This is a genomic window from Pseudomonas sp. HUK17 (assembly GCF_001566765.1).
Genome location: NZ_LSMW01000003.1, coordinates 41,857 through 61,117, shown reverse-complemented (window position 1 = coordinate 61,117; position 19,261 = coordinate 41,857). Strand labels below are relative to the sequence as shown.

Genomic DNA, 19,261 nt, shown 5'->3' with positions numbered 1-19,261 from the left:
TTACTTTATAACAATTCCGGATCATACCAGCGCGGCGTATAGACCCATTCGCCGCCGTCGGCCCGCGGAAAGCGCCGGGTATGGCTGGAGCCGAGGATCACCAGGGTGCGCGAATCCACCATGTCGCTGCGCAGGGCGCCGAGGCTGGTGTATTCGAGACCGCCACCCGGACGGCCGACGTCGCGACCAAGGATCACCGGGGTGTTCGCCGGACGGCAGCTGCGCAAGACGTCCAGCGCCCGCTCCAACTGGTGCGGGCGGGCCTTGGAGATGGGGTTGTAGAAGGCCATGGCCAGGTCCGCTGCTGCGGCCTGGCGCAGGCGCTGCTCGATCACCGTCCAGGGCTTGAGGTTGTCGGACAGGGAGATCAGGCAGAAGTCGTGGCCCAGCGGCGCCCCGGCCAGAGCGGCGCTGGCCATGGCCGCGGTGATGCCCGGCAGGATCTCCAGCTCCACCGCCGCCCAGCGCGGGTCAGCGGCGCCCTCCAGCACCTCCAGCACCGCGGCGGCCATGGCGAAGACGCCCGGATCGCCGGACGACACCATCACCACCTGGCGCCCGCTGGCGGCCAGTTCGAAGGCATGGCGGGCGCGCTGCAGTTCTTCGCGATTGTCGCTGGCATGGGCCAGCTGGTCCGGACGCAAGGGACCGGCCATCTGCACGTAGGTCGCGTAGCCGAGGACGTCCTCGGCCTGGTCCAGGGCGCGGCGTACCACCGGTGCCATGAGTTCGGCCGCACCGGGGCCTAAGCCCACCACGCTGAGGCGGCCACGCCGCTGGCCAAGGTCCTCGGCGTCAAGCGGCCGGTCATGCAGGTGCAGGGCGATGCCCCGCTCCTGGGCACGTTCCACCGTCGTCAGGGCGAAGTCCGGCGTGTTGACGTCGACGAATCTCAACGGCACATCCAGCGCCTGGCTCAGCTCGACCAGGCCGGGCGCGGCCATGTCTTCCGCCCGCGCCAGCAGCACCGCCACGGCACCTGGCGCATAGCCGGTGCTGGCAAGCAGTTCGGTGACGGCGGCAGCGGTGGCATCGGCGCGTACCGCCACCAGCACGGCGCGGGGATGGATCAGCAGGGTATGGTCGTCGGCGCTGGTCAGGGGCGAGACCAGGATGCGCTGCCGCGCCTCGGGATCGCGAGCCAGGGGTACCTCATCCAGCCAGGGCGCCTCGCCCTCGATGCGTACCGGGGCGCCGGCCAGCAGATCGGCCACCCGATGCTTGGCCACGTCGACGTCGGCCAGGGCATAGCCGGCCGGTGGATCGAGCAGGCAGGTGCCGAATCTCAGTTCGCCACTGGTGGTGATGGCCGGGGCCACGTCCAGCAAGGTACCCAGCTGGCGAGCCAGACGGTTGGCACCGGCCAGACCACCCAACAGCGGCACCACGGCGCTGCCGTCTTCGGCCACCGCCAGGACCGGCGGCTCGGCGGTCTTGTCATCCAGCAAGGACGCCAGGGTGCGGATGACGATGCCGGCGGCGCAGAGCACCACCAAGGGCCGCTGCTGGCGATAGAGGTCACGCAGGTGGTCGCCGAAGGCGTTGTAGCTGACATCGCCCTCGACCCGCCCGGCCAGGCCATGCACCAGGCTGCCCGGCAGGCCGTCCTGCAGGCGGCGGGCGGTGGCCAGGGCGCCGGGGCCGAGGATGACGATGGCCGGGCTCAACCCTTCCATTTCACCCCCGGCACCACCACCAGCGAGAAATACGGCGAGGCCATGGGCTCGACGGCGTCCAGCGCGACGATGCGCTGGTTGTCCATGGTGGCGCGCTCGATGTAGCGGGCACGCTCGTCCAGGCCCAGGTCGCGCAACACCTGGCGCACCTTCTCGAAATTGCGCCCGAGCTTCATCACCACGGCGGCGTCGGCGCTGGCGAGGCGCGCCTTGAGTTCCTCGGCGGAGAGCACCCCGGAAAGCACCGTGAGGGTCTGGTTGCGATAGACCAGCGGCAGACCGAGCATGGCCACACCGCCGAGCATGGAGCAGACCCCCGGCACCACCTGGGCTTCGTAGCGCTCGGCCAGGCGGTCGTGCAGGTACATGTAGGAGCCGTAGAAGAAGGGATCGCCTTCACAGATCACCGCCACGTCACGGCCGGCGTCCAGATGGTCGGCCACCTGGGCGGCGGCGGTGTCGTAGAAGTCGGCGATCACCGTCTCGTAGGACAGCGGCGGCGCCAGCTTCTCGGTGGTCACCGGATAGACCAGTGGCAGGCGCTGCTGGCCGTCCAGCAGATAGCCTTCGATGACGCCATAGGCATTGCCGCCCTGGCCCGCGTTGGCCTTGGCCTTGGCGACGAAATAGGCCACCACCGGCGCGCCCTGCAGGAGGCGCAGGGCCTTCAGGGTGATGAGTTCCGGATCGCCGGGGCCGACGCCCAGGCCGAGCAGGCGGCCGGCCATCACTCCACCTCCGTGGCCAGGGCATTGACCGCTGCCGCGGCCATGGCGCTGCCGCCACGGCGGCCGCGGACGATGACGTAGGGCACGCCGCGACTGTCGGCGGCCAGGGCGTCCTTGGACTCCATGGCACCAACGAAGCCCACCGGCATGCCGAGGATCAGCGCTGGCCTGGGCGCCCCGGCATCGAGCATCTCCAGCAGATAGAACAGCGCCGTGGGGGCGTTGCCGATCACCACCACGCTGCCGGCCAGGTGCGGCCGCCAGCGCTCCAGGGCCACCGCCGAGCGGGTGTTGCCCTGGGCCACGGCCAGCTCGCGGATACCCTCGTCGTGCAGGGTGCAGATCACCTGATTGTTGGCCGGCAAGCGAGTGCGGGTAACGCCCTCGGCGACCATGCGGGCATCGCAGAGGATGGGCGCGCCGGCCGCCAAGGCCGCGCGACCGGCCGCGCCGGCACCCGGGGAAAAGGCCAGGTCCTGGACCACGTCGACCATGCCGCAGGCGTGGATCACCCGCACGGCGAGCTTTTCCAGGTCGGCGGGGATGGCCGAGAGATCGGCCTCGGCGCGGATGGTGGCGAAGGATTGGCGATAGATCGCCTGGCCGTCGCGTTCGTATTCAAGCATCACTAGGACTCCGGGCCAGCCAGGCGGCGGCCTCGTCGAGAGAAAGGTGGGTGGCGCGCCGCCGGCCCGGACCGGGCTGGGTGGCGTCGCGCACGAAGAGGTCATAGCGACCGGGGGCCACCGCCAAGAGGGTGTGGGGCGCCTGGCCGGCCAGTGCGCAACTGCGCGGGCAACCGGAGAGATGCACCTCCAGGTCCGCCGGCAGCCGCTCGGCCAGGCGCAGGGCATCGCCCTTGGTGTCGGCCTGGCCCTTGGCGCAGCCCTGGCTGCCGGTACAGGCGATCAGCCGGGCCAGGGGTGCGGCAGGGTCGGTGGTCAGGTCCAGGGTGGTCAAGGCCGTGAGCAGCGCCTGGGCCTGGTCGACCGGCACATCGGGCAGCAACAGGCCCTGCCAGGGGGTGAGGTGCAGTTCGCCATTGCCCTGGTGCTCGGCCAGGTCGGCGACCGCTGCCAGGGTCATGGCCGGCAGCCGCCCCAACGCGGGCTGGGCACCGACCCAGCAGAGGCCCGATTGACGCTGTGGATGGCACCCCAGGCGCAACACGCTGCGCGCCGGCGCGCGGGAGGTCGTGGGAGGCGGCAGCAGATCCAGGCCGGCCACCACCTCTGCGACCGGACGCTGCGCCAGCAGCTGGCGCATGCGGCCCTGCTCGGGACCGGCGAGATCGAGAAAGCGATGCAGCAACCGCGTCACGGTCGCCACCTCCTGGCCCGGGACGATCAGTCCAACCGGCGCATCCAGCGGGATACCGGCGAGACCGAGCACGTAGCCCTCGGCGCGAGCCGACAGCCAGACATCGTGGGGATGATCGAGCCGCGCCAGGGCTTCGCCGCCGTCCAGTTGCAGGGCGAACTTGGCCGACAGCCCATGCAGTCGGCGGTCGCCCTCCAGCAGGGCGAGCAATTCGGCGGCCAGGGGGCGGACGTCGCGCAGCTGCTGCGGATCACGCCCCGCCGCCGGGCTGAGCAGCAGATTGCGCACGTCGTCGGCGGCCGGATCGGCCGGACCCATACCGGCGGCCTGCAGCGCGGCCACCAGGGCGTCGGCGCCGTCCGGGCGCACGCCGCGCAATTGCAGGTTGGCCCTATTGGTCAGCTCGAGTACCCCGTTCGCCCAGCGCTCGCTGGCGGCGGCGATCGCTCGCGCCTGGCCTGCCATGAGTCGCCCGCCCGGCAACTTCACCCGGCACAGGCCGCCATCGCGCGCGGGCACGATGCGCAGCAGGCCCGGACAGGCCGAAGGCCGCGGGACGAGGGCGGAAGGAGACGGAGGATTCACGGCGGAAGGTCGGGCTGAACGGGGAAAGACGTTATTATGCCCGCTTTGGTGCGACACGTATGCTCGTGTTGTGCTTGGTCGACCAGCTTAGTCTTGGCGCCGAAACCCTTGTTCTACAGGGGTTTGAAGCCTAAATAAAGCACGAGAGCCGGCTCTGCCGCGCCTGATTCGACCCACTTGTGGGGACAATGCGATCCCTGCTTGCCAGGGTAAGTACGTCTCAAATTTGGCCATTTTTGGCTATAAATTGATCAATCAGACGTAACAGAGAGCAGTTTCCGCCAAGGAAATTGTATCTAAATGTAACAAGACTCCCTGCGGGTGATTTGACCCCGCAAGGGGTCAATCCATCTTTGGGATGCCTTGGTCTCATTTGGCCCCTGCCAACGTCGTGAGACGTTAGGGTATCTCGTCCAAGCACGGAGCAACCGCTCCGCTGTGCATTGCTCAACTTCGCTGACATAGGAAGTACCGAGCCTGGCATGTACCTGCCAGTTCACTACATCGGCATGCGTCGGGGGCCAACCCTGGGGTGTGAAGCCCGATCGACAATGTCCTATCCCGTAAGGGACACGCTTGACTGGCAACAGCTTCGTGAAGCTTCCGAACTGCACGGAAGCTTAGGGCTAGTGACCCAACCCGTATGGTTAACGCATGTGAACCGTTGCTAGACCCCTCGTAAGCATAACTGGGCCTACGGCAGTTAATAGGCCCTGGCCAAAATCGGCAAGGCAGTCTGGCGCTCGTTGTCAAAGCTAACGACGCGGTACCACTACGACTGTCGGGGGAGAGACGGAACCTAACCGGGGAATCGATGCACAGCGGGGAACGTGGCAATCCCGACCACCCGCCTAACCAGCAACATCGGAAGGCAGGCAATCCGCAAGGAAAGCTGTTGGGTGTGGGGAATGGGAGGGTGCAAAAAGCGAATGGCTGTCTGTAATGGGCGGCATATCGGTTGAAACATCATCGACAGGGGCAACCCTGGCTGACGTGCACCTGGTTTACGGGCGCATGATCTAGTGCTGATTTCCAGCAAAACGACCCTAGGGGTGACTTCAACCCCTAGGGGGAGAAGTCCGTCCCGAAGGTTACTGACCTGAGGAGGACTGTATGAATACGCAACCAGCAACATCGGTTTCGTCTGCGTCTCCTGACGGCGTGAAGGGCTGGCACGATCTCGATTGGGCCAAGATCCAAATCTCCGTTCGGAAAACGCAGTTGAAGATTGCGCAGGCAACAATGGCCGGTGACTGGCGTAGGGTTAAACGCCTACAACGGTTACTGACCCATTCGTTTTATGGTCGCTGTTTGGCTGTAAGACGGGTGACTGAAAACCGGGGTCGCAAGACTCCGGGCGTTGATGGAGAAACCTGGGGGACGCCTCCAGCCAAGCTCTACGCCGCGAAGCGTCTATTGGAGAAACGAGGCTATCGGCCCAAACCGCTAAAGAGGATTTGGATACCGAAGCCAGGGAAGAAGGAAAAGCGCCCGCTAGGTATACCGACGATGTTTGATCGGGCCATGCAAGCGCTCTACCTGTCAGCCCTGGAACCCGTCATCGAAAGCACCAGCGACCCGAAAAGTTTCGGCTTCCGACCGGATCGCTCGACCGCTGATGCGATGGTTGAAATCTTTCAGTTAATGTCGAGAGACGACTCACCTATGTGGGTTCTGGAAGGTGACATCAAGGGGTTCTTCGACAACATCAATCACGAGTGGCTGTGCCAGAACGTCCCTATGGACAAGAAGGTACTGCGGCTGTGGTTGAAGGCCGGGGTAATTGACCGGCGACACTTCATGGTTACGGAGGCCGGGACGCCACAAGGCGGGATTATTTCGCCCTGTTTGGCTAACGCCACCCTTAACGGCTTGGAGATGCAGCTCAAAGGCCATCTGGCCAGAAAGCTAGCGGGTACCGACGCCGATACGCCCAGAGTGCATGTAGTGCGATACGCGGACGACTTCATCATCACAGCGGCTACCAAAGAGCTGTTGACTGACGAGGTCATACCTTGGGTCGAGCAATTCCTGTCAGTACGAGGGGTGAGCTTGTCCGAAGAGAAAACGCAGATAACCCACATCCTTCAGGGCTTCGATTTCCTAGGGTGGAATTTCAGGAAGTACGTCCCGAAGTCGCCTTACCGCCGGACCAAGCTATTCATCAAACCCTCGAAAAAGAACATCTCAACGTTCTATCGCAAGGTTAGAGAAATAGTAAAAACCAGCGGGGCATTGACTCAGGAAGAGCTAATCGGACGCCTGAATCCGGTGCTGAAAGGGTGGGCTCAATACCACTCTCCAGCCGTAGCAAAGAAAGCCTTCAGCCGGTTAGACAGCTTGATCGTCTGGTTGCTGCGAAGGTGGGCGAAGCGCCGTCATCCGAAGAAGCAAGCTAATTGGTGCCGGAATAGATACTTCCACTCCATAGGCAAGCGAAATTGGGTTTTTGCGCATCCCTACAGAGGTAAGAAGGGTGAACGCAAGTTCTGCCAGCTATACCAGCTAGCGGACACTGAGATAAGGCGACAACCGCGGCTATCGGGTGGGTACCATCCATACGATGCGAAACACGAAGAGAAATGGGAAAAACTAAGAGTTCGACGAATGCAGCACAAACTGCATTTCAGAAAACAAATCCTGTATCTCTTCACGCGGCAGAAAGGACTCTGCGCCTTATGTGGTCACGCGGTAAATAAGGAAACTGGCTGGGACGACCATCACGTCATTCGACGGGTGGACGGCGGCAAGGACACCCTGAAAAATCGCGTGCTCATACACCCTAACTGCCACTCGCTGGTGCATAGCCAGCGGCAACAGGTAACCCTGAGATATAGCGGTCTATGATGTTAGGATCGCACGTCACAGTTGCCGGCCAGCCTATGGCTGGTTTTTCGTAAGCTTGAGCCGTGTGCTGCGAAAGTCGCAAGCACGGTTCTTAGGGGGCCCCGGGTCAGATAATGACTCCGGGGCCACCCGACCCCGACCCCTTGAAAACGCCCGGTCGGCTGACGTTCGATGAGGTGTGTTCATGATCCCCTGGCTGACCGTGGTGGGTATCGGCGAAGACGGCTACCCCGGCCTGGGCAAAAGCGCCCGTCGCGCCTTATTGGAAGCGCAGGTCGTCATCGGCGGTCCGCGCCAGCTGGCGCTGCTGCCACCCTGCATCTGCGCCGTCCGCGAGCCCTGGCCACAGCCCTTCGCCCTGGCCCCGGTCCTGGACCGCCGCGGCACCCCGGTCTGCGTGCTGGCCAGTGGCGATCCCATGCTGTTCGGCGTCGGCGCGAGCCTGGCGCGCCAGCTGTCGGCCGACGAACTGCAGGTGCTACCGGCGCCCTCTTCCTACTCCCTGGCCGCTGCGCGCCTGGGCTGGCCCCTGCAGGAGGTCGCGTTGCTATCGGTGGTGGCCCGGCCCCTGGCCGGGGTGGTGCGCCATCTCCATCCCGGCGCGCGCCTGCTGGTCTTGAGCAACGACGGTCACAGCCCCGCCGCCCTGGCCGCCCTGCTGGTGGACCAAGGCTTTGGCGCCAGCCAGCTGCAAGTGCTGGAGCACCTGGGCGGGCCCCTGGAACGCCGCATCGCCGGTCGCGCCGAGGCCTGGTCGCTGACCGAGGCGGCGGCGCTCAATCTGGTCGCCATCGAGGTCCTGAGCGAGACCGGTGAAGCGGGACTGCCGCTCACCCCCGGTCTGCCGGACAGCGCCTATCGCCACGACGGCCAGTTGACCAAGCGCGACGTGCGCGCCGTGACCCTGGCGCGTCTGGCGCCGCGTCCCGGCGAACTGCTGTGGGATGTGGGCGCCGGCTGCGGCTCCATCGGCATCGAATGGGCGCGCAGCCATCCCGGCTGCCGGGTGCTGGCCATCGAAGCCGATGCTGGTCGTCAGGCCCATATCCTCCATAACCGCGACCACCTCGGCGCCCCGGCCCTGCAACTGGTCGCCGGCCAGGCACCGGAGGCACTGGCCGGCCTGGCCACACCGGACGCCATCTTCATCGGCGGCGGGCTCACAGCGCCAGGCGTGCTGGACGCCTGCTGGGACGCCCTGCGGCCCGGCGGCCGCCTGGTCGCCAATGCCGTGACCCTGCAGACCGAAGCCGCTCTGGTGGCCTTCCGCGAGCGCCACGGCGGCGACCTGACCCGCCTGCAGGTGGCCCAGGCCCAGCCACTGGGCGCCTTCGACACCTGGCGTGCGGCGCTGCCTATCACCCTATTGGAGGTGGTGAAGTCGTGAGTATTGGCTTGAGGTTGGCCCCCTCACCCCAGCCCTCTCCCCGTGGGGGAGAGGGGGTGGTCCGGTTGGAGGTTGGACGTCTGGCGTGCGGGCTAACGCCCGCTGCTCTGCTCAACAGCGTGACTAGCCGTCCTGCTTCCCGACTCGACCTCAGGCACCGCGCGCGCTCCCCTCTCCCTCGGGGAGAGGGGCCGGGGGTGAGGGCGCGCCATGCATGACGAAACCTCCACCGCTCCTGGGGAAGACCGCCCATGAAGATCCTCCTGCTCGGCGGCACCACCGAAGCCCTGGCCATCGCCCGCACGCTGCCGGCGGAGGCCATCTACAGCCTCGCCGGCCTGGGTCGGGTGCCCCAGGACCTGCCCTGCCAGGTACGGGTTGGCGGCTACGGCGGCGCCGCGGGGTTGGCCGCCTTTCTCCACAGTGAAGGCATCGAGCTGCTGCTGGACGCCACCCATCCCTACGCCGCCCGGATCAGCCACAACGCCGCCCAGGCCGCTGCTGACGCTGGCCTGCCCTGCTGGGCGCTACGTCGCCCCGGCTGGCAGGCCGGACCGGGCGACGACTGGCGCGAGGTGGCCGACTGGGCCGAGCTGCAGACCGCGCTGGCGCCCTTCGTCCGCCCCTTCTTTACCCTGGGTCGCGAGCCGCTGGAGCATCTCCAGGAGATTCCCGGCGGGCAGTTCTGGACCCTGCGCCTGCTCGACACCCATCCCGGCCACGTGCGGGCACGGATCATCGCCGACCGCGGTCCCTTCGCCCTGGAGGCCGAGCGCGCGCTGTTCGCCCAGGGCGACTTCGATGTGCTGATCAGCAAGAACAGTGGCAGTGCCGCTACCCAACCCAAGCTGCAGGTCGCCCGCGAGCGGGGCCTGCCGGTGCTGATCCTGCGCCGCCCTGCCCTGCCCAGCGTCGACCGCGAATTCGCCAGTGTCGCCGAGCTGCTCGCCGCCCTGGCCGAGGAAACCCCATGACCGTCCATTTCATCGGCGCCGGCCCCGGCGATCCCGACCTCATCACCGTCAAGGGCCAGCGGCTGATCCGCCAGTGCCCGGTGATCCTCTATGCCGGTTCTCTGGTGCCGCCCGCGGTGCTGGAAGGTCACCAGGCCGAGACGGTGATCGACACCGCCAGCCTGGATCTCGACGCCATCGTCGGCCACCTGGCCGCCGCCCACGCCCGTGGCCAGGACGTGGCCCGGGTGCATTCCGGCGATCCCTCGCTGTACGGCGCCATCGGTGAGCAGATCCGCCGCCTGCAGGCGCTGGGCATCGCCTACGAGATCGTCCCCGGCGTGACCGCCACCGCCGCCTGCGCGGCCCTGCTGGGCTGCGAGCTGACCCTGCCCGGCGTCAGCCAGACGGTGATCCTCACCCGCTACGCCAGCCGCACCGCCATGCCCGAGGGCGAGGCGCTGGCCGACCTGGCCCGCCACCGCGCGACCCTGGCCATTCACCTGGGCGTGGGCCAGCTGGAGCGCATCGTCGCCGACCTCCTGCCGCACTACGGTCCCGGCTGCCCGGTGGCCATCGTCCACCGCGCCAGCTGGCCGGACCAGGACAGCGTCCAGGGCACCCTGGCCGACATCGTCGAACGGGCGCGGGACAAGGATTTCCGCCGCACCGCGCTGATTATGGTCGGCGAGGTGCTGGCGCCGGGGGATTTCCAGGATTCCAAGCTGTACCGGCAAGGACCGGGGTAGCACCCGTAGGTTGGGCTGAGGCGGCTCCTCCGCCGGAGCCCAACACAAGGCGGCATCGTTGGGCTTCGCTGCGCTCAACCCAACCTACAGGCGTCCTGCTCTAATACCCCGCGCCACCCTCGCCGCCGCTTACGATGGCCACGCCCGAACTGGTCCCCAGGCGGGTCGCGCCGGCGTCCAGCATGGCCTGGGCGGTGGCCCGGTCGCGGACGCCGCCGGAGGCCTTCACGCCCATGTCCGGGCCCACCTCCTCGCGCATCAGCCGCACGTCCTCCAGGGTCGCGCCACCGTGGCCGAAACCGGTCGAGGTCTTGACGAAGGCGACCCCGAGGTCGCGACAGATCCGGCAGGCCTGGCGCTTCTGAGGCTCGTCGAGCAGACCGGTCTCCAGGATCACCTTGAGCGGTACCGCACCGCAGGCCGCCTGCACCGCGGCGATGTCGGCGGAGACCTCGTCCAGCAGGCCATCCTTGAACCAGCCGATGTTGAGCACCATGTCGATCTCCCCCGCCCCGGCGGCGATGGCCTGCTCGGCTTCGAAGGCCTTGGCCGCGCTCAGCCCGGCGCCGAGCGGAAAGCCCACCACCGCGCAGACCTTGACCGCACTGCCGGCCAGTTGCGCCGCGGCGTGGGGGACCTGGGCGGAATTCACGCACACCGAGTAGAAGCCATGGGTGCGCGCCTCCTGGCACAGGCGCTCGATCTGGGCGCGGCGGGCATCGGCGGCGAGCAGGGTGTGGTCGATGGTCTTGGCGAGTTCGCCGGGTTCAAGCTGCATGGGGCCTCCTCAGGCACGGGTAGCGTATGATCGGATCAGAATTCTTGGTTGGTGCGGCCTGCACCTCTAGTCGGACTCCCGTAGCGCACCCCTCATGGATAGCAAGAAAGCCGCTCGGCTCAAGCTGATGCACCAGGCGCTGCAGGATCAGCACGCCATTCACCTGCGCGAGATGGCCCAGCTGCTGGGTGTCTCGGAAATGACCCTGAGACGCGACCTGCGGCTCCCACCGGACGGCCTGCGCCTGCTCGGCGGTCACGTCACCCGCGATGTCGGCGGCAGCGAGGCGCCCGGCTACCAGGTGGTGGAACAGGATCTGCGCCAGGTCGAGGAAAAGCGCCGCATCGGTCGGCTGGCCGCGGCGCAGATCCGCGCCGGCGACACCGTCTTCCTCGATTGCGGGACCACCACGCCCTTCGTGGTGGACTTCATTCCCGATGACCTGGAATTCACCGCCGTCTGCCATTCGCTCAATGTGCTGCTCAAGCTGCAGCAGAAGGTCAACTGCACCCTGGTGGTGTGCGGCGGGACCTTCCAGCGCAAGAACCAGATCTTCGAGAGTCGCCTGGAGACCGGGGTGCTCGACGGCGTGCGCCTCACCCACGCCTTCGTCTCGGCGGCCGGGGTGAGCGAGGACTTCGGCGTCACCTGCTTCAACTTCAACGAGGTCGAGGTCAAGCAGAAGGTCCTGCGCCAGGCCCAGCAGCGGCTGCTGCTGGTCGACCATACCAAGTTCGACGTGGTGCGCGCCGCGCATTTCGCGGCGCTCGACGACTTCGACTTGGTGGTCAGCGACGGGCGCATTCCGCGCAGCTATCGCGAGCGGATCGAGGCGAACGGCGCGCAACTGCTTACCTGATCCGCGCCGGGTCGGCCAGGCGCGTCAGCAGCGCCTCGCGCTCGGCGGCGGCGAGATAGCCAGTGCGCACGCTGAAGGTGCGCCGTTCACCCGGCTGCAGCTGCTGCACCTGCCCCTTGGCGGTCTCGGCCAGATAGCCCTCCGGCTCGCAGGTCGCCGGCAGCACGAAGGCCGCCACCTGCTGGTCGGGGTTGTGCAGCACCCAGCGCGTGGCATGGGGCAAGCTCTCTGGGCGATAGGCCGTGTAGAAGGCGGCGCCGCTCGGATGCTCCAGCAGGAAGTGCGCCTCCCCAGCCGCGTCGGTACCCGGCGCATCGATGAAGCTGACGATTTCCGGCTGGTAGCGCGCGGGTGCATCCAGCACCCGCAGCCGCTCCGAATCTTCGGCCAGCTCGGCGATGAAAGCCTGCCAGTCGGCGGTCGGCCGTACATGAGCCGGCACGCTGGTGCGCACTCGGGTGCAGGCCACGCCGAGAGGCTCATGGAAGCGGCCGCCAGGTACGTAGGCGTAGTTCATGTGGGCCATGTACATCAGGTCCATGGGCTGGCCGGCCTGGTTTTCCACTTCCAGGCCCAGCTCGAACACGGCGCTGTCCGGCCTCAGGGTCACGCTGGGCTGGGCGCGATAGCGATCGCCAAAGCCCATGGCGTAGTCATGGCGACCGCCCAGGCGCAGGAAGTCACCCTCCGCGTCCCGGCCCAGCTCCAGCCAGGCCTCGTCCAGCGGCGCGCAGGGCAGTTCGCCGTGCAGCTCGTGGCTGTCCTCCGGCGCCGGGCAGCCGTTGCGCAGCACCCCGGCGTGGAACATGAAGCAGCCATAGGTCTCGATGATCCGCCGGGTTGGCCGCGGCTGGTCGAACAATCCGGGCATGGTCAGGCGGCAGCCGTCGAAGCTGGCGTCCCAGACCATCTGCCCCTGGTAGGGCAGTACGATCAGCCGGCCGCGGCGATTCTCCAGCGCCAGGGCGCGCACCCCGGAGGGATAGGTCCAGGCGCGCACCTGGAAGGCGTCGCTGGCGAGCAGGGTGCGCTCGCACGCGGTGAATTGCTCAGGCTGCAGGGGCAGGCGTACGGACATGGCGGCGCCCTCCTCAGGCGGTCTGGGCAGCGCCCACCGGCAGCCGCTCGCTGGCCGGATGACGCAGGCAATAGAGGGCGTAGGCGACGATCACCGTGAAGCAAAGCAGCGGCACCGAATAGGCCAGCTGCATGTTGCCGCCGGTGTAGTCCGACAGCAGGCCTTGGAAGATCGGGATCACCCCGCCACCGACGATGCTCATCACCAGCAGCGAACCGCCGAATTCGGTATCGCGGCCGATGCCGTCGACGGTCAGGCCATAGATGGTCGGCCAGCAGGGGCCGAGGAAGATGCTCACGCCCACGGCGGCGTACACCGCGGTGATGTTCGGCACCAGGATGGTGTAGGCCAGCAGGGCGATGCACAGCACGCCGTAGACGCCCAGCACCTTGGCCGGATGCCAGCGGCGCATCAGCAGGTTGGCGATCAGCTTGCCGACGAAATAGGCGGCGAAGGTGGTGAGCAGGAACCAGGAGGCGCTGCGCTCGTTCATGCCACCGAGCTGCATGGCCAGGCGGATGGTGAAGCTCCAGACGCCTACCTGGGCGCCGACATAGAGGAACTGCGCTAGCACGCCAAAGACGAAGCGCGGATTGCGTCTCAGCCGACCCAGGCTGGCGGCGATGCCGTCGCGCTCGCTGCGCACGGCATCGTTGCCCTTGCAGGCCGGATAGCGGGTACAGGCGATCAGCACGAAGATCAGCACCAGCACGCCGATCATCCACTGGTAGGGCGTCAGGGTGGCCTGGATCATCTGCAGCTGCTGGGCGGCGGCCTCGGCGGGATTCATCTGCAGCAGCTGCGCCTGGCTGGCATCGCCTTCCTTGAACATCACGAAGCTGCCCACGTAGACGCCGGTCATGGCGCCAAAGGGGTGAAAGGTCTGGGAGATGTTCAACCGGCGGGTACCGGTCTCGCGCGGCCCGAGCAGGGTCGAGTAGGTGTTGCAGGCGGTCTCCAGGAAGGAGAGCCCCGCGGCGATCACGAACAGCGCCAGCAGGAACATGCCGTACTTGGCCATGGAGGCGGCCGGAAAGAACAGCAGGCAGCCGACCATGTAGAGGAACAGGCCGAAGAGGATGGTCGTCTTGTAGCTGAAGCGCCGCACCATCAGCGCGGCCGGCAGGGCCAGGAAGAAATAGCCGAGGTAGAAGGCCGACTGGACGAAGGCGGTCTGGAAATCACTGAGCAGGAAGGCCTTCTTGAAGTGGGCGATGAGCACGTCGTTCATGCTCGCCGCGGCGGCCCAGAGCGCGAAGATGCAGCACAGCAAGATGAAGGCGAACCACGGCGTGCGGTTCAGGTAGTAGCCGTCGGCGCTGGGCCGCAGGGGTGACTGGCTCATTGTTGTTCTCCGTAGGGGTGCCAGGGTGAAGGGATTGCCGACCTTGCGTCAGAGATCCAGGGACGCGAGGTAGTCTTCGAAGACCGCGGCCTCGGGATAGGAGGTCTGGGTGCCGCGCCCGGTGACCGACAGCGCCGAATAGGCCACCGCCTGTTGCATGGCGTCCCGCAGGCCGAGGCCCTGGACGCGGCCGTGGGCGAAACAGCCGATGAAAGCATCGCCGGCGCCGGTGGTGTCGATGGCCGCTACTGTCTGGCCGGGTAGGCTGAACTCGCCCTCCTCGCCCACGTACAGCGCGCCCTGGGCACCGAGGGTGACCACCACATGGCGGATGCCGCGACCGGCCAGCACCCGCGCGGCGGCGAAGGCGCTCTCGCGATCCTGCACGGGCAGACCGCTGACCAGGGCCAGTTCGGTCTCGTTGGGGACGAAGTAATCCAGCCGGGCGAGGTGCGCGGCGCTCAGGTCGGCCACCGCCGGCGCCGGATTGAGCAGCACGGGGATGCCCAGGCGCTGGCCGCAGTCGATGGCCGCGTAGACCGTCTCCAGGGCGATTTCCAGCTGCAGCACGATCAGCGCGCAATCGCGCAGATCGGCTTCCGCCGCCTGGATGTCCGCCGGGCCGAGGGCGGCGTTGGCGCCCTTCACGATGAGGATGCTGTTATGTGAGTCGGGCTGGACGAAGATCGGCGCCACCCCGCTGGAGCGACCCGGCGCGCGGGTCACGTGACGGGTGTCGATACCGAAGCGGCGAAAGTTGGCCAGGGTGTTGTCGGCGAAGAGGTCGTCGCCGACCTTGGTCACCATCAGCACCTCGCTGCCCAGCTTGGCCGCTGCGACCGCCTGGTTGGCGCCCTTGCCGCCACAGCCGAGGGCGAAGTCCGGCGCCTCCAGCGTCTCGCCCTGCACGGGCAGTCGCTCGATATAGGTGATGAGATCGACCATGTTGCTGCCGATGACCGCGATTTTGCCCATGCCCAGCGCCCCTCCGTTTTTCTTGATGTTATTAAATTAACGGTTTTTGTTAATTTTCCATCATAGATACTGCAACTCGGGGCGCAGCTCAAGCGCCGGTGATCGTCCACGGACGACACCGGGCCGCCAGGACTCAAGGCTGGGAGCTGCGACACGAAAATGCAGGGACAGGCGAGTCAGACGAGGGGGCAGTACGGTAGCGGGGAGCGGCGCACCGGAGACCCGGTGCGCGCGAGGATCAGTGAAACACTTCGGCGATGAAGGCCGCGCCGATGAAGGTGCCGAAGCTGGCGATCAGCGAAACCACCACGATGCGCCAGCCGAGGCGACGGAAGGCCGGGATGTCCTTGGCGATGGACAGGCCGGCGAAGGCCAGCATGGGGGTGATCAGCGCCATGATGCCGACCGCGTTGTGGGCGGCGGTGATCTGCGGCGCCAGCGGGCACCAGGGCGAGGTCAGGAACATGGCCACCAGCGATACCCAGCACACCGCCGGCACCTTGCGGCGGAACAGCTGGCAGAGCAGTTCGCCGACGAAGGCCGCCAGGATCATCACCACGACGCCCAGGAAAGCAGCCGGCGGCAGGGTCTTGCTCATCACCAGGGTCGCCAGCAGCGCCAGGGCACCCGAGGCCAGCCAGGCGCTGAAGCGTGCCGACCAGCCCAGCTCCACGGGTTCGTCCACCACGGCGGCATCCACCGCACTCTGCTGGAAGGAGGCCTTGGTGGTACGGCCGATGCGCGGCTCCATCACCCGGTAGCCCCAGACCGCCAGCGGCAGGGAGATGAACAGGGTGAAATAGGTGCCCAGGGTCAGGGTGATGAGGTTGGCGGCGGCGGCCAGCGCCATGACCTCTTTGGCCACCTCGGCGGTCTGCTGGGCAGCGATGGCACCGGCCGCGGCGGCCATGATGCTGCCCGAGCCCAGGCCGGCGCCCATGGCCAGGGAATAGGGGTGAAAGATGTTCAGGCTGGCGATGAAGCCGGCGACGATGGCCATGAACACCGCGCCGAACAGGGTGCCGGTCAGGTACTCGGCGAGCACGCCACGACCTTCCGGGGAGTCCATGCCATAGCGCTCGCTGATGATCGCCAGACTCGGTTCGCGCCCCACCGAGAAGGTGGCACCGATGGCCTCGCGCTTGATGCCCAGCAGCAGGGCCACCGGCAGACCGAGCAGGATGGTGCCGACGAAATGCCCCAGCTCCTGGAAGGCCAGTGCCCAGCCAGCGGCGATCACCGTGGGCAGCGAGCCGCCCACCACCAGGCCGAGCTTGGCGATGAACACCAGCAAGGCGTATTGCAGAATGGCCGCCGAGCGCACCTGGGCGCCGCGGTCGATACCCAGCCCCAGCGGCATGCGCTTGCCCACCTGCCCCACCGCCGCACCCAGCAAGAGCGCCCAGATCATCGGCAGCAGCACCACCTTGCCCGGCCCCAGCGGTATGGTGAGGGAGCCGATCAGCTCGGCGATCAGCAGCACCAGCGCTGCCCAGATATAAAGTCTGACGGTATTGCTGACGGCTCGGTCCTGGCCCACGGCCAGCGTCGGATTGGCGCTCATTCTTCCCCCTGCGGCCCGCTCGCGGGCTCGGTTGTTGGTATGGTTGGCAGTCGCGGGCGGCGAGGCTCGCTGGGCAGAAACGAAGGCTCCTCGAAGGAGCGCGACCCGGTCGTTCTAGGTGCCTGAGCAAAGTTGCATGCGCGTTTTCCGAAGGGTGGAACGCCTGCAGGAACGCCATCCTGCGCGGCCCTTTCCGCCTTCCGAGGCCTTGCGCCGCGGGCTTCGCCCAGGCCGGGGCGGCCGTGGTCTTGGCCCGAGTATGGACAGCGGCCTGTTCTCTCTCCAATACTGGAAATGGCCTTTTCCGTTGCCTTTAAGAGAACACACGGATGCGTGGAATTCACGAACAGCGCTTGCATTATTTCGTCGAAGCGGTGCGCCTGGGGAGCGTGCGCGCCGCAGCTGACGCCCTGGATATCGCCCCGTCCGCGGTCAGCCGGCAGATCGCCCAGGTCGAGGCGGAGCTGGGCGTCGACCTCATCGAAAGACACCGCCGCGGCATCACCCCGACCGAGGCCGGGCGCCTGGTGCTGGACTATTTCCGCCAGCGCCAGACCCAGCTCGACGGCCTGAGAGACGCCATCTCCGACCTGCAGGGCCTGCGCACCGGCCGCGTGGTGCTGGCCATCGGCGAGGGCTTCATCGGCGACCTGTCGTGCACCCTGGGCGACTTTTCCGCGCGGCATCCGGAGATCGAGGTCAGGGTCAATGTGGTGGGCACCAACGAGGTGATTCGCCAGGTGATGGAAGACGAGGCGCAACTGGGGCTGGTGTTCAATCCGCCGCGCGATCCGCACCTGCGCGTACATGGCAGCCGCGAGCAGCCGCTGTATGCCATGGTGGCGCCCGAGCATCCGCTGGCCACGACCCAGGGCCCCGTGACTCTGGCAGCGCTGGGCGAGCATCGCCTGGCCGTGCCGGACATCTCCTACGGCATCCGCCAGATGCTCGACGCCGTGGAGCAGGCCGCCGGCCAGCGCCTGGCGCCGACCCTGACCTGCAACACCTTCGCCCTGCTCAAGCACTATGCCCAGCAGGGCGGCGTCACGCTCCTGCCGCTGTTCGCCGCGACCCAGGAACTGGACAGCGGCGCCTTGCGCGCCCTGCCCCTGGCCGATCCCGGCTTCGCCCGTGCCCACGTCGAACTGGTCACCCGCCTGGGCCGCAAGCTCAGCCGCGCCGCGGACGAGTTGCGGACCAGCCTGGTGCAGCAGATGACCGCCTTTCGCTGAGCGTCGGCGGCACTCGCTGCAAAGGGCTTAGGCGGGCAGTTCCTGGCGCACCAGCTCGGCCCACAACCGTACGGCCGGTTCGATGATGGCGTCGTTGAAGTCATAGGCCGGGTTGTGCAGCGGCGCCGAGGGCTGGGCGCCGTCGACCCCCAGCCAGAGATAGGCGCCGGGACGCGCCGCCAGCATGAAGGCGAAGTCCTCGGAGGCCATGGATGGCGGTACGCCGTCGCTGACCCGCTCGGCACCAAAGGCCCTTACCGCCGCCTCACGCACCCGCGCGGCCTGGGCCGGATGGTTCTGGGTCACCGGATAGCCGCGGGTGAATTCCAGCTCGCCGCGCACGCCCTGAGCCAGCGGCGCCTGGGCGACGATCTCGCCGATCAGCCGCTCCACCTCGGCGCGCACCGCGCCGTCCAGGCAACGCACCGTGCCCCGGAGTCGCGCCACCTCGGGGATGACGTTGATCGCCTCCCCCGCTTCCATCATGGTCACGCTGACCACCGCCGACGCCAGCGGCGAGATCCGCCGGGCAACGATGGTCTGCAGCTGCAGGATCAGGTCCGCCGCGGCGACGATGGGATCGCGGCCGCGCTCGGGCATGGCCGCGTGGCAGCCCTTGCCGGTCAGGGTGATGGCGAAGGTGTCCAGCGAAGCCATCATGGCACCCGGATTGACCACCACCTGCCCGGCCGGCAGCCCCGGCCAGTTGTGCAAGCCGTAGATGGCGTCCATCGGAAACCGTTCGAACAGGCCGTCTTCGATCATCTTCTGGGCGCCGCCGAGATTCTCTTCGGCGGGCTGGAAGACGAAGTAGAGGGTGCCGCGAAAATCGCGGTTCTCACTCAGGTGGCGCGCAGTGGCCAGCAGGATGGCGGTGTGGCCGTCATGGCCGCAGGCATGCATGCGCCCGGCGGCGGTGGAACGATGGGGGACGTCCCCCACCTCCTGCATCGGCAGGGCGTCCATGTCGGCGCGCAGGCCCAGGCTAGGGCCCTCGCCATGACGCAGTATCCCGACCACGCCGGTGCCGCCGAGGCCGCGATGGACCTCCAGGCCGAAGCCCTCCAGCAACTCGGCCACCCGCGCCGCGGTGCGGTGCTCGGCGAAACCCAGCTCGGGATGGGCGTGGAAATCGCGACGCCAGCGGCGGGCATCGTCCAACAAGGCTTGATGGATAGTCATCTG

16 protein-coding genes are annotated in these 19,261 nt (G+C 67.2%); 6 read left to right on the top strand and 10 right to left on the bottom strand.

From position 1 onward, the window contains the following. Positions 1–5 precede the first annotated feature (5 nt). Genes cobJ through cobG form a run of 4 tightly spaced genes read right to left on the bottom strand, consistent with a single transcriptional unit; the run spans position 6 to position 4,309 of the window. Positions 6–1,676, bottom strand: coding sequence for a precorrin-3B C(17)-methyltransferase (cobJ, locus tag AX284_RS01790; RefSeq protein ID WP_068383255.1), 1,671 nt, complete (start codon positions 1,674–1,676; stop codon positions 6–8). Next, entirely contained in the window at positions 1,664–2,404 is a 741-nt protein-coding gene (locus AX284_RS01785) for a precorrin-2 C(20)-methyltransferase (RefSeq protein ID WP_068383253.1), read from the bottom strand. The genes cobJ and AX284_RS01785 overlap by 13 nt, the downstream gene beginning before the upstream one ends. Then, on the bottom strand, positions 2,404–3,030 hold the full coding sequence (locus AX284_RS01780) for a precorrin-8X methylmutase (protein ID WP_017642945.1): 627 nt from the start codon (positions 3,028–3,030) through the stop codon (positions 2,404–2,406). Before AX284_RS01780 ends, AX284_RS01785 begins: the two co-directional genes overlap by 1 nt. Next, complete coding sequence (cobG, locus tag AX284_RS01775; RefSeq protein WP_082731491.1) at positions 3,023–4,309, bottom strand: precorrin-3B synthase; 1,287 nt, start codon at positions 4,307–4,309, stop codon at positions 3,023–3,025. The genes AX284_RS01780 and cobG overlap by 8 nt, the downstream gene beginning before the upstream one ends. Positions 4,310–5,422: 1,113 nt before the next feature. Here cobG and ltrA point away from each other — a divergent pair. From ltrA to cobM, 4 genes are all read left to right on the top strand, one after another. After that, on the top strand, positions 5,423–7,156 hold the full coding sequence (gene ltrA, locus AX284_RS01770) for a group II intron reverse transcriptase/maturase (protein WP_068383251.1): 1,734 nt from the start codon (positions 5,423–5,425) through the stop codon (positions 7,154–7,156). 184 nt (positions 7,157–7,340) lie between these two features. Next, positions 7,341–8,543 carry a bifunctional cobalt-precorrin-7 (C(5))-methyltransferase/cobalt-precorrin-6B (C(15))-methyltransferase gene (locus AX284_RS01765; RefSeq protein WP_064307651.1) on the top strand — a complete coding sequence of 401 codons (1,203 nt, stop codon included), beginning with the start codon at positions 7,341–7,343 and terminating at the stop codon, positions 8,541–8,543. 251 nt (positions 8,544–8,794) lie between these two features. After that, entirely contained in the window at positions 8,795–9,517 is a 723-nt protein-coding gene (locus AX284_RS01760) for a cobalt-precorrin-6A reductase (RefSeq protein WP_064307650.1), read from the top strand. After that, positions 9,514–10,245 (top strand): precorrin-4 C(11)-methyltransferase, encoded by a 732-nt coding sequence (gene cobM, locus AX284_RS01755; RefSeq protein WP_064307649.1) that lies wholly within the window; start codon positions 9,514–9,516, stop codon positions 10,243–10,245. Before AX284_RS01760 ends, cobM begins: the two co-directional genes overlap by 4 nt. 100 nt (positions 10,246–10,345) lie before the next feature. Here cobM and deoC read toward each other — a convergent pair whose 3' ends face one another. After that, positions 10,346–11,023 (bottom strand): deoxyribose-phosphate aldolase, encoded by a 678-nt coding sequence (gene deoC / locus AX284_RS01750; protein ID WP_064307648.1) that lies wholly within the window; start codon positions 11,021–11,023, stop codon positions 10,346–10,348. A gap of 94 nt (positions 11,024–11,117) precedes the next feature. Here deoC and deoR point away from each other — a divergent pair, with 94 nt between their 5' ends. Further along, positions 11,118–11,882 carry a DNA-binding transcriptional repressor DeoR gene (gene deoR / locus AX284_RS01745; RefSeq protein WP_017642939.1) on the top strand — a complete coding sequence of 255 codons (765 nt, stop codon included), beginning with the start codon at positions 11,118–11,120 and terminating at the stop codon, positions 11,880–11,882. Here deoR and AX284_RS01740 read toward each other — a convergent pair. The 4 genes from AX284_RS01740 to AX284_RS01725 form a co-directional block, all read right to left on the bottom strand. Then, positions 11,875–12,960 carry an aldose 1-epimerase family protein gene (locus tag AX284_RS01740; RefSeq protein ID WP_068383249.1) on the bottom strand — a complete coding sequence of 362 codons (1,086 nt, stop codon included), beginning with the start codon at positions 12,958–12,960 and terminating at the stop codon, positions 11,875–11,877. The two genes, deoR and AX284_RS01740, sit on opposite strands and share 8 nt — an antisense overlap. Positions 12,961–12,973: 13 nt before the next feature. Further along, on the bottom strand, positions 12,974–14,305 hold the full coding sequence (gene fucP, locus AX284_RS01735) for an L-fucose:H+ symporter permease (protein ID WP_068383247.1): 1,332 nt from the start codon (positions 14,303–14,305) through the stop codon (positions 12,974–12,976). Between the two features lie 48 nt (positions 14,306–14,353). Beyond that, positions 14,354–15,280, bottom strand: a complete 927-nt coding sequence (gene rbsK / locus AX284_RS01730; RefSeq protein ID WP_068383245.1) for a ribokinase — start codon at positions 15,278–15,280, stop codon at positions 14,354–14,356. 238 nt (positions 15,281–15,518) lie between these two features. Further along, entirely contained in the window at positions 15,519–16,844 is a 1,326-nt protein-coding gene (locus tag AX284_RS01725; RefSeq protein WP_068383243.1) for a DUF3100 domain-containing protein, read from the bottom strand. A gap of 329 nt (positions 16,845–17,173) precedes the next feature. Between AX284_RS01725 and AX284_RS01720 the strand changes: the two genes are divergently transcribed. Continuing rightward, positions 17,174–18,076 (top strand): LysR family transcriptional regulator, encoded by a 903-nt coding sequence (locus AX284_RS01720; RefSeq protein ID WP_068383241.1) that lies wholly within the window; start codon positions 17,174–17,176, stop codon positions 18,074–18,076. 27 nt (positions 18,077–18,103) lie between these two features. Here AX284_RS01720 and AX284_RS01715 read toward each other — a convergent pair whose 3' ends face one another. Next, on the bottom strand, positions 18,104–19,258 hold the full coding sequence (locus AX284_RS01715; protein ID WP_068383239.1) for a M20 aminoacylase family protein: 1,155 nt from the start codon (positions 19,256–19,258) through the stop codon (positions 18,104–18,106). Between the last annotated feature and the right edge of the window lie 3 nt (positions 19,259–19,261).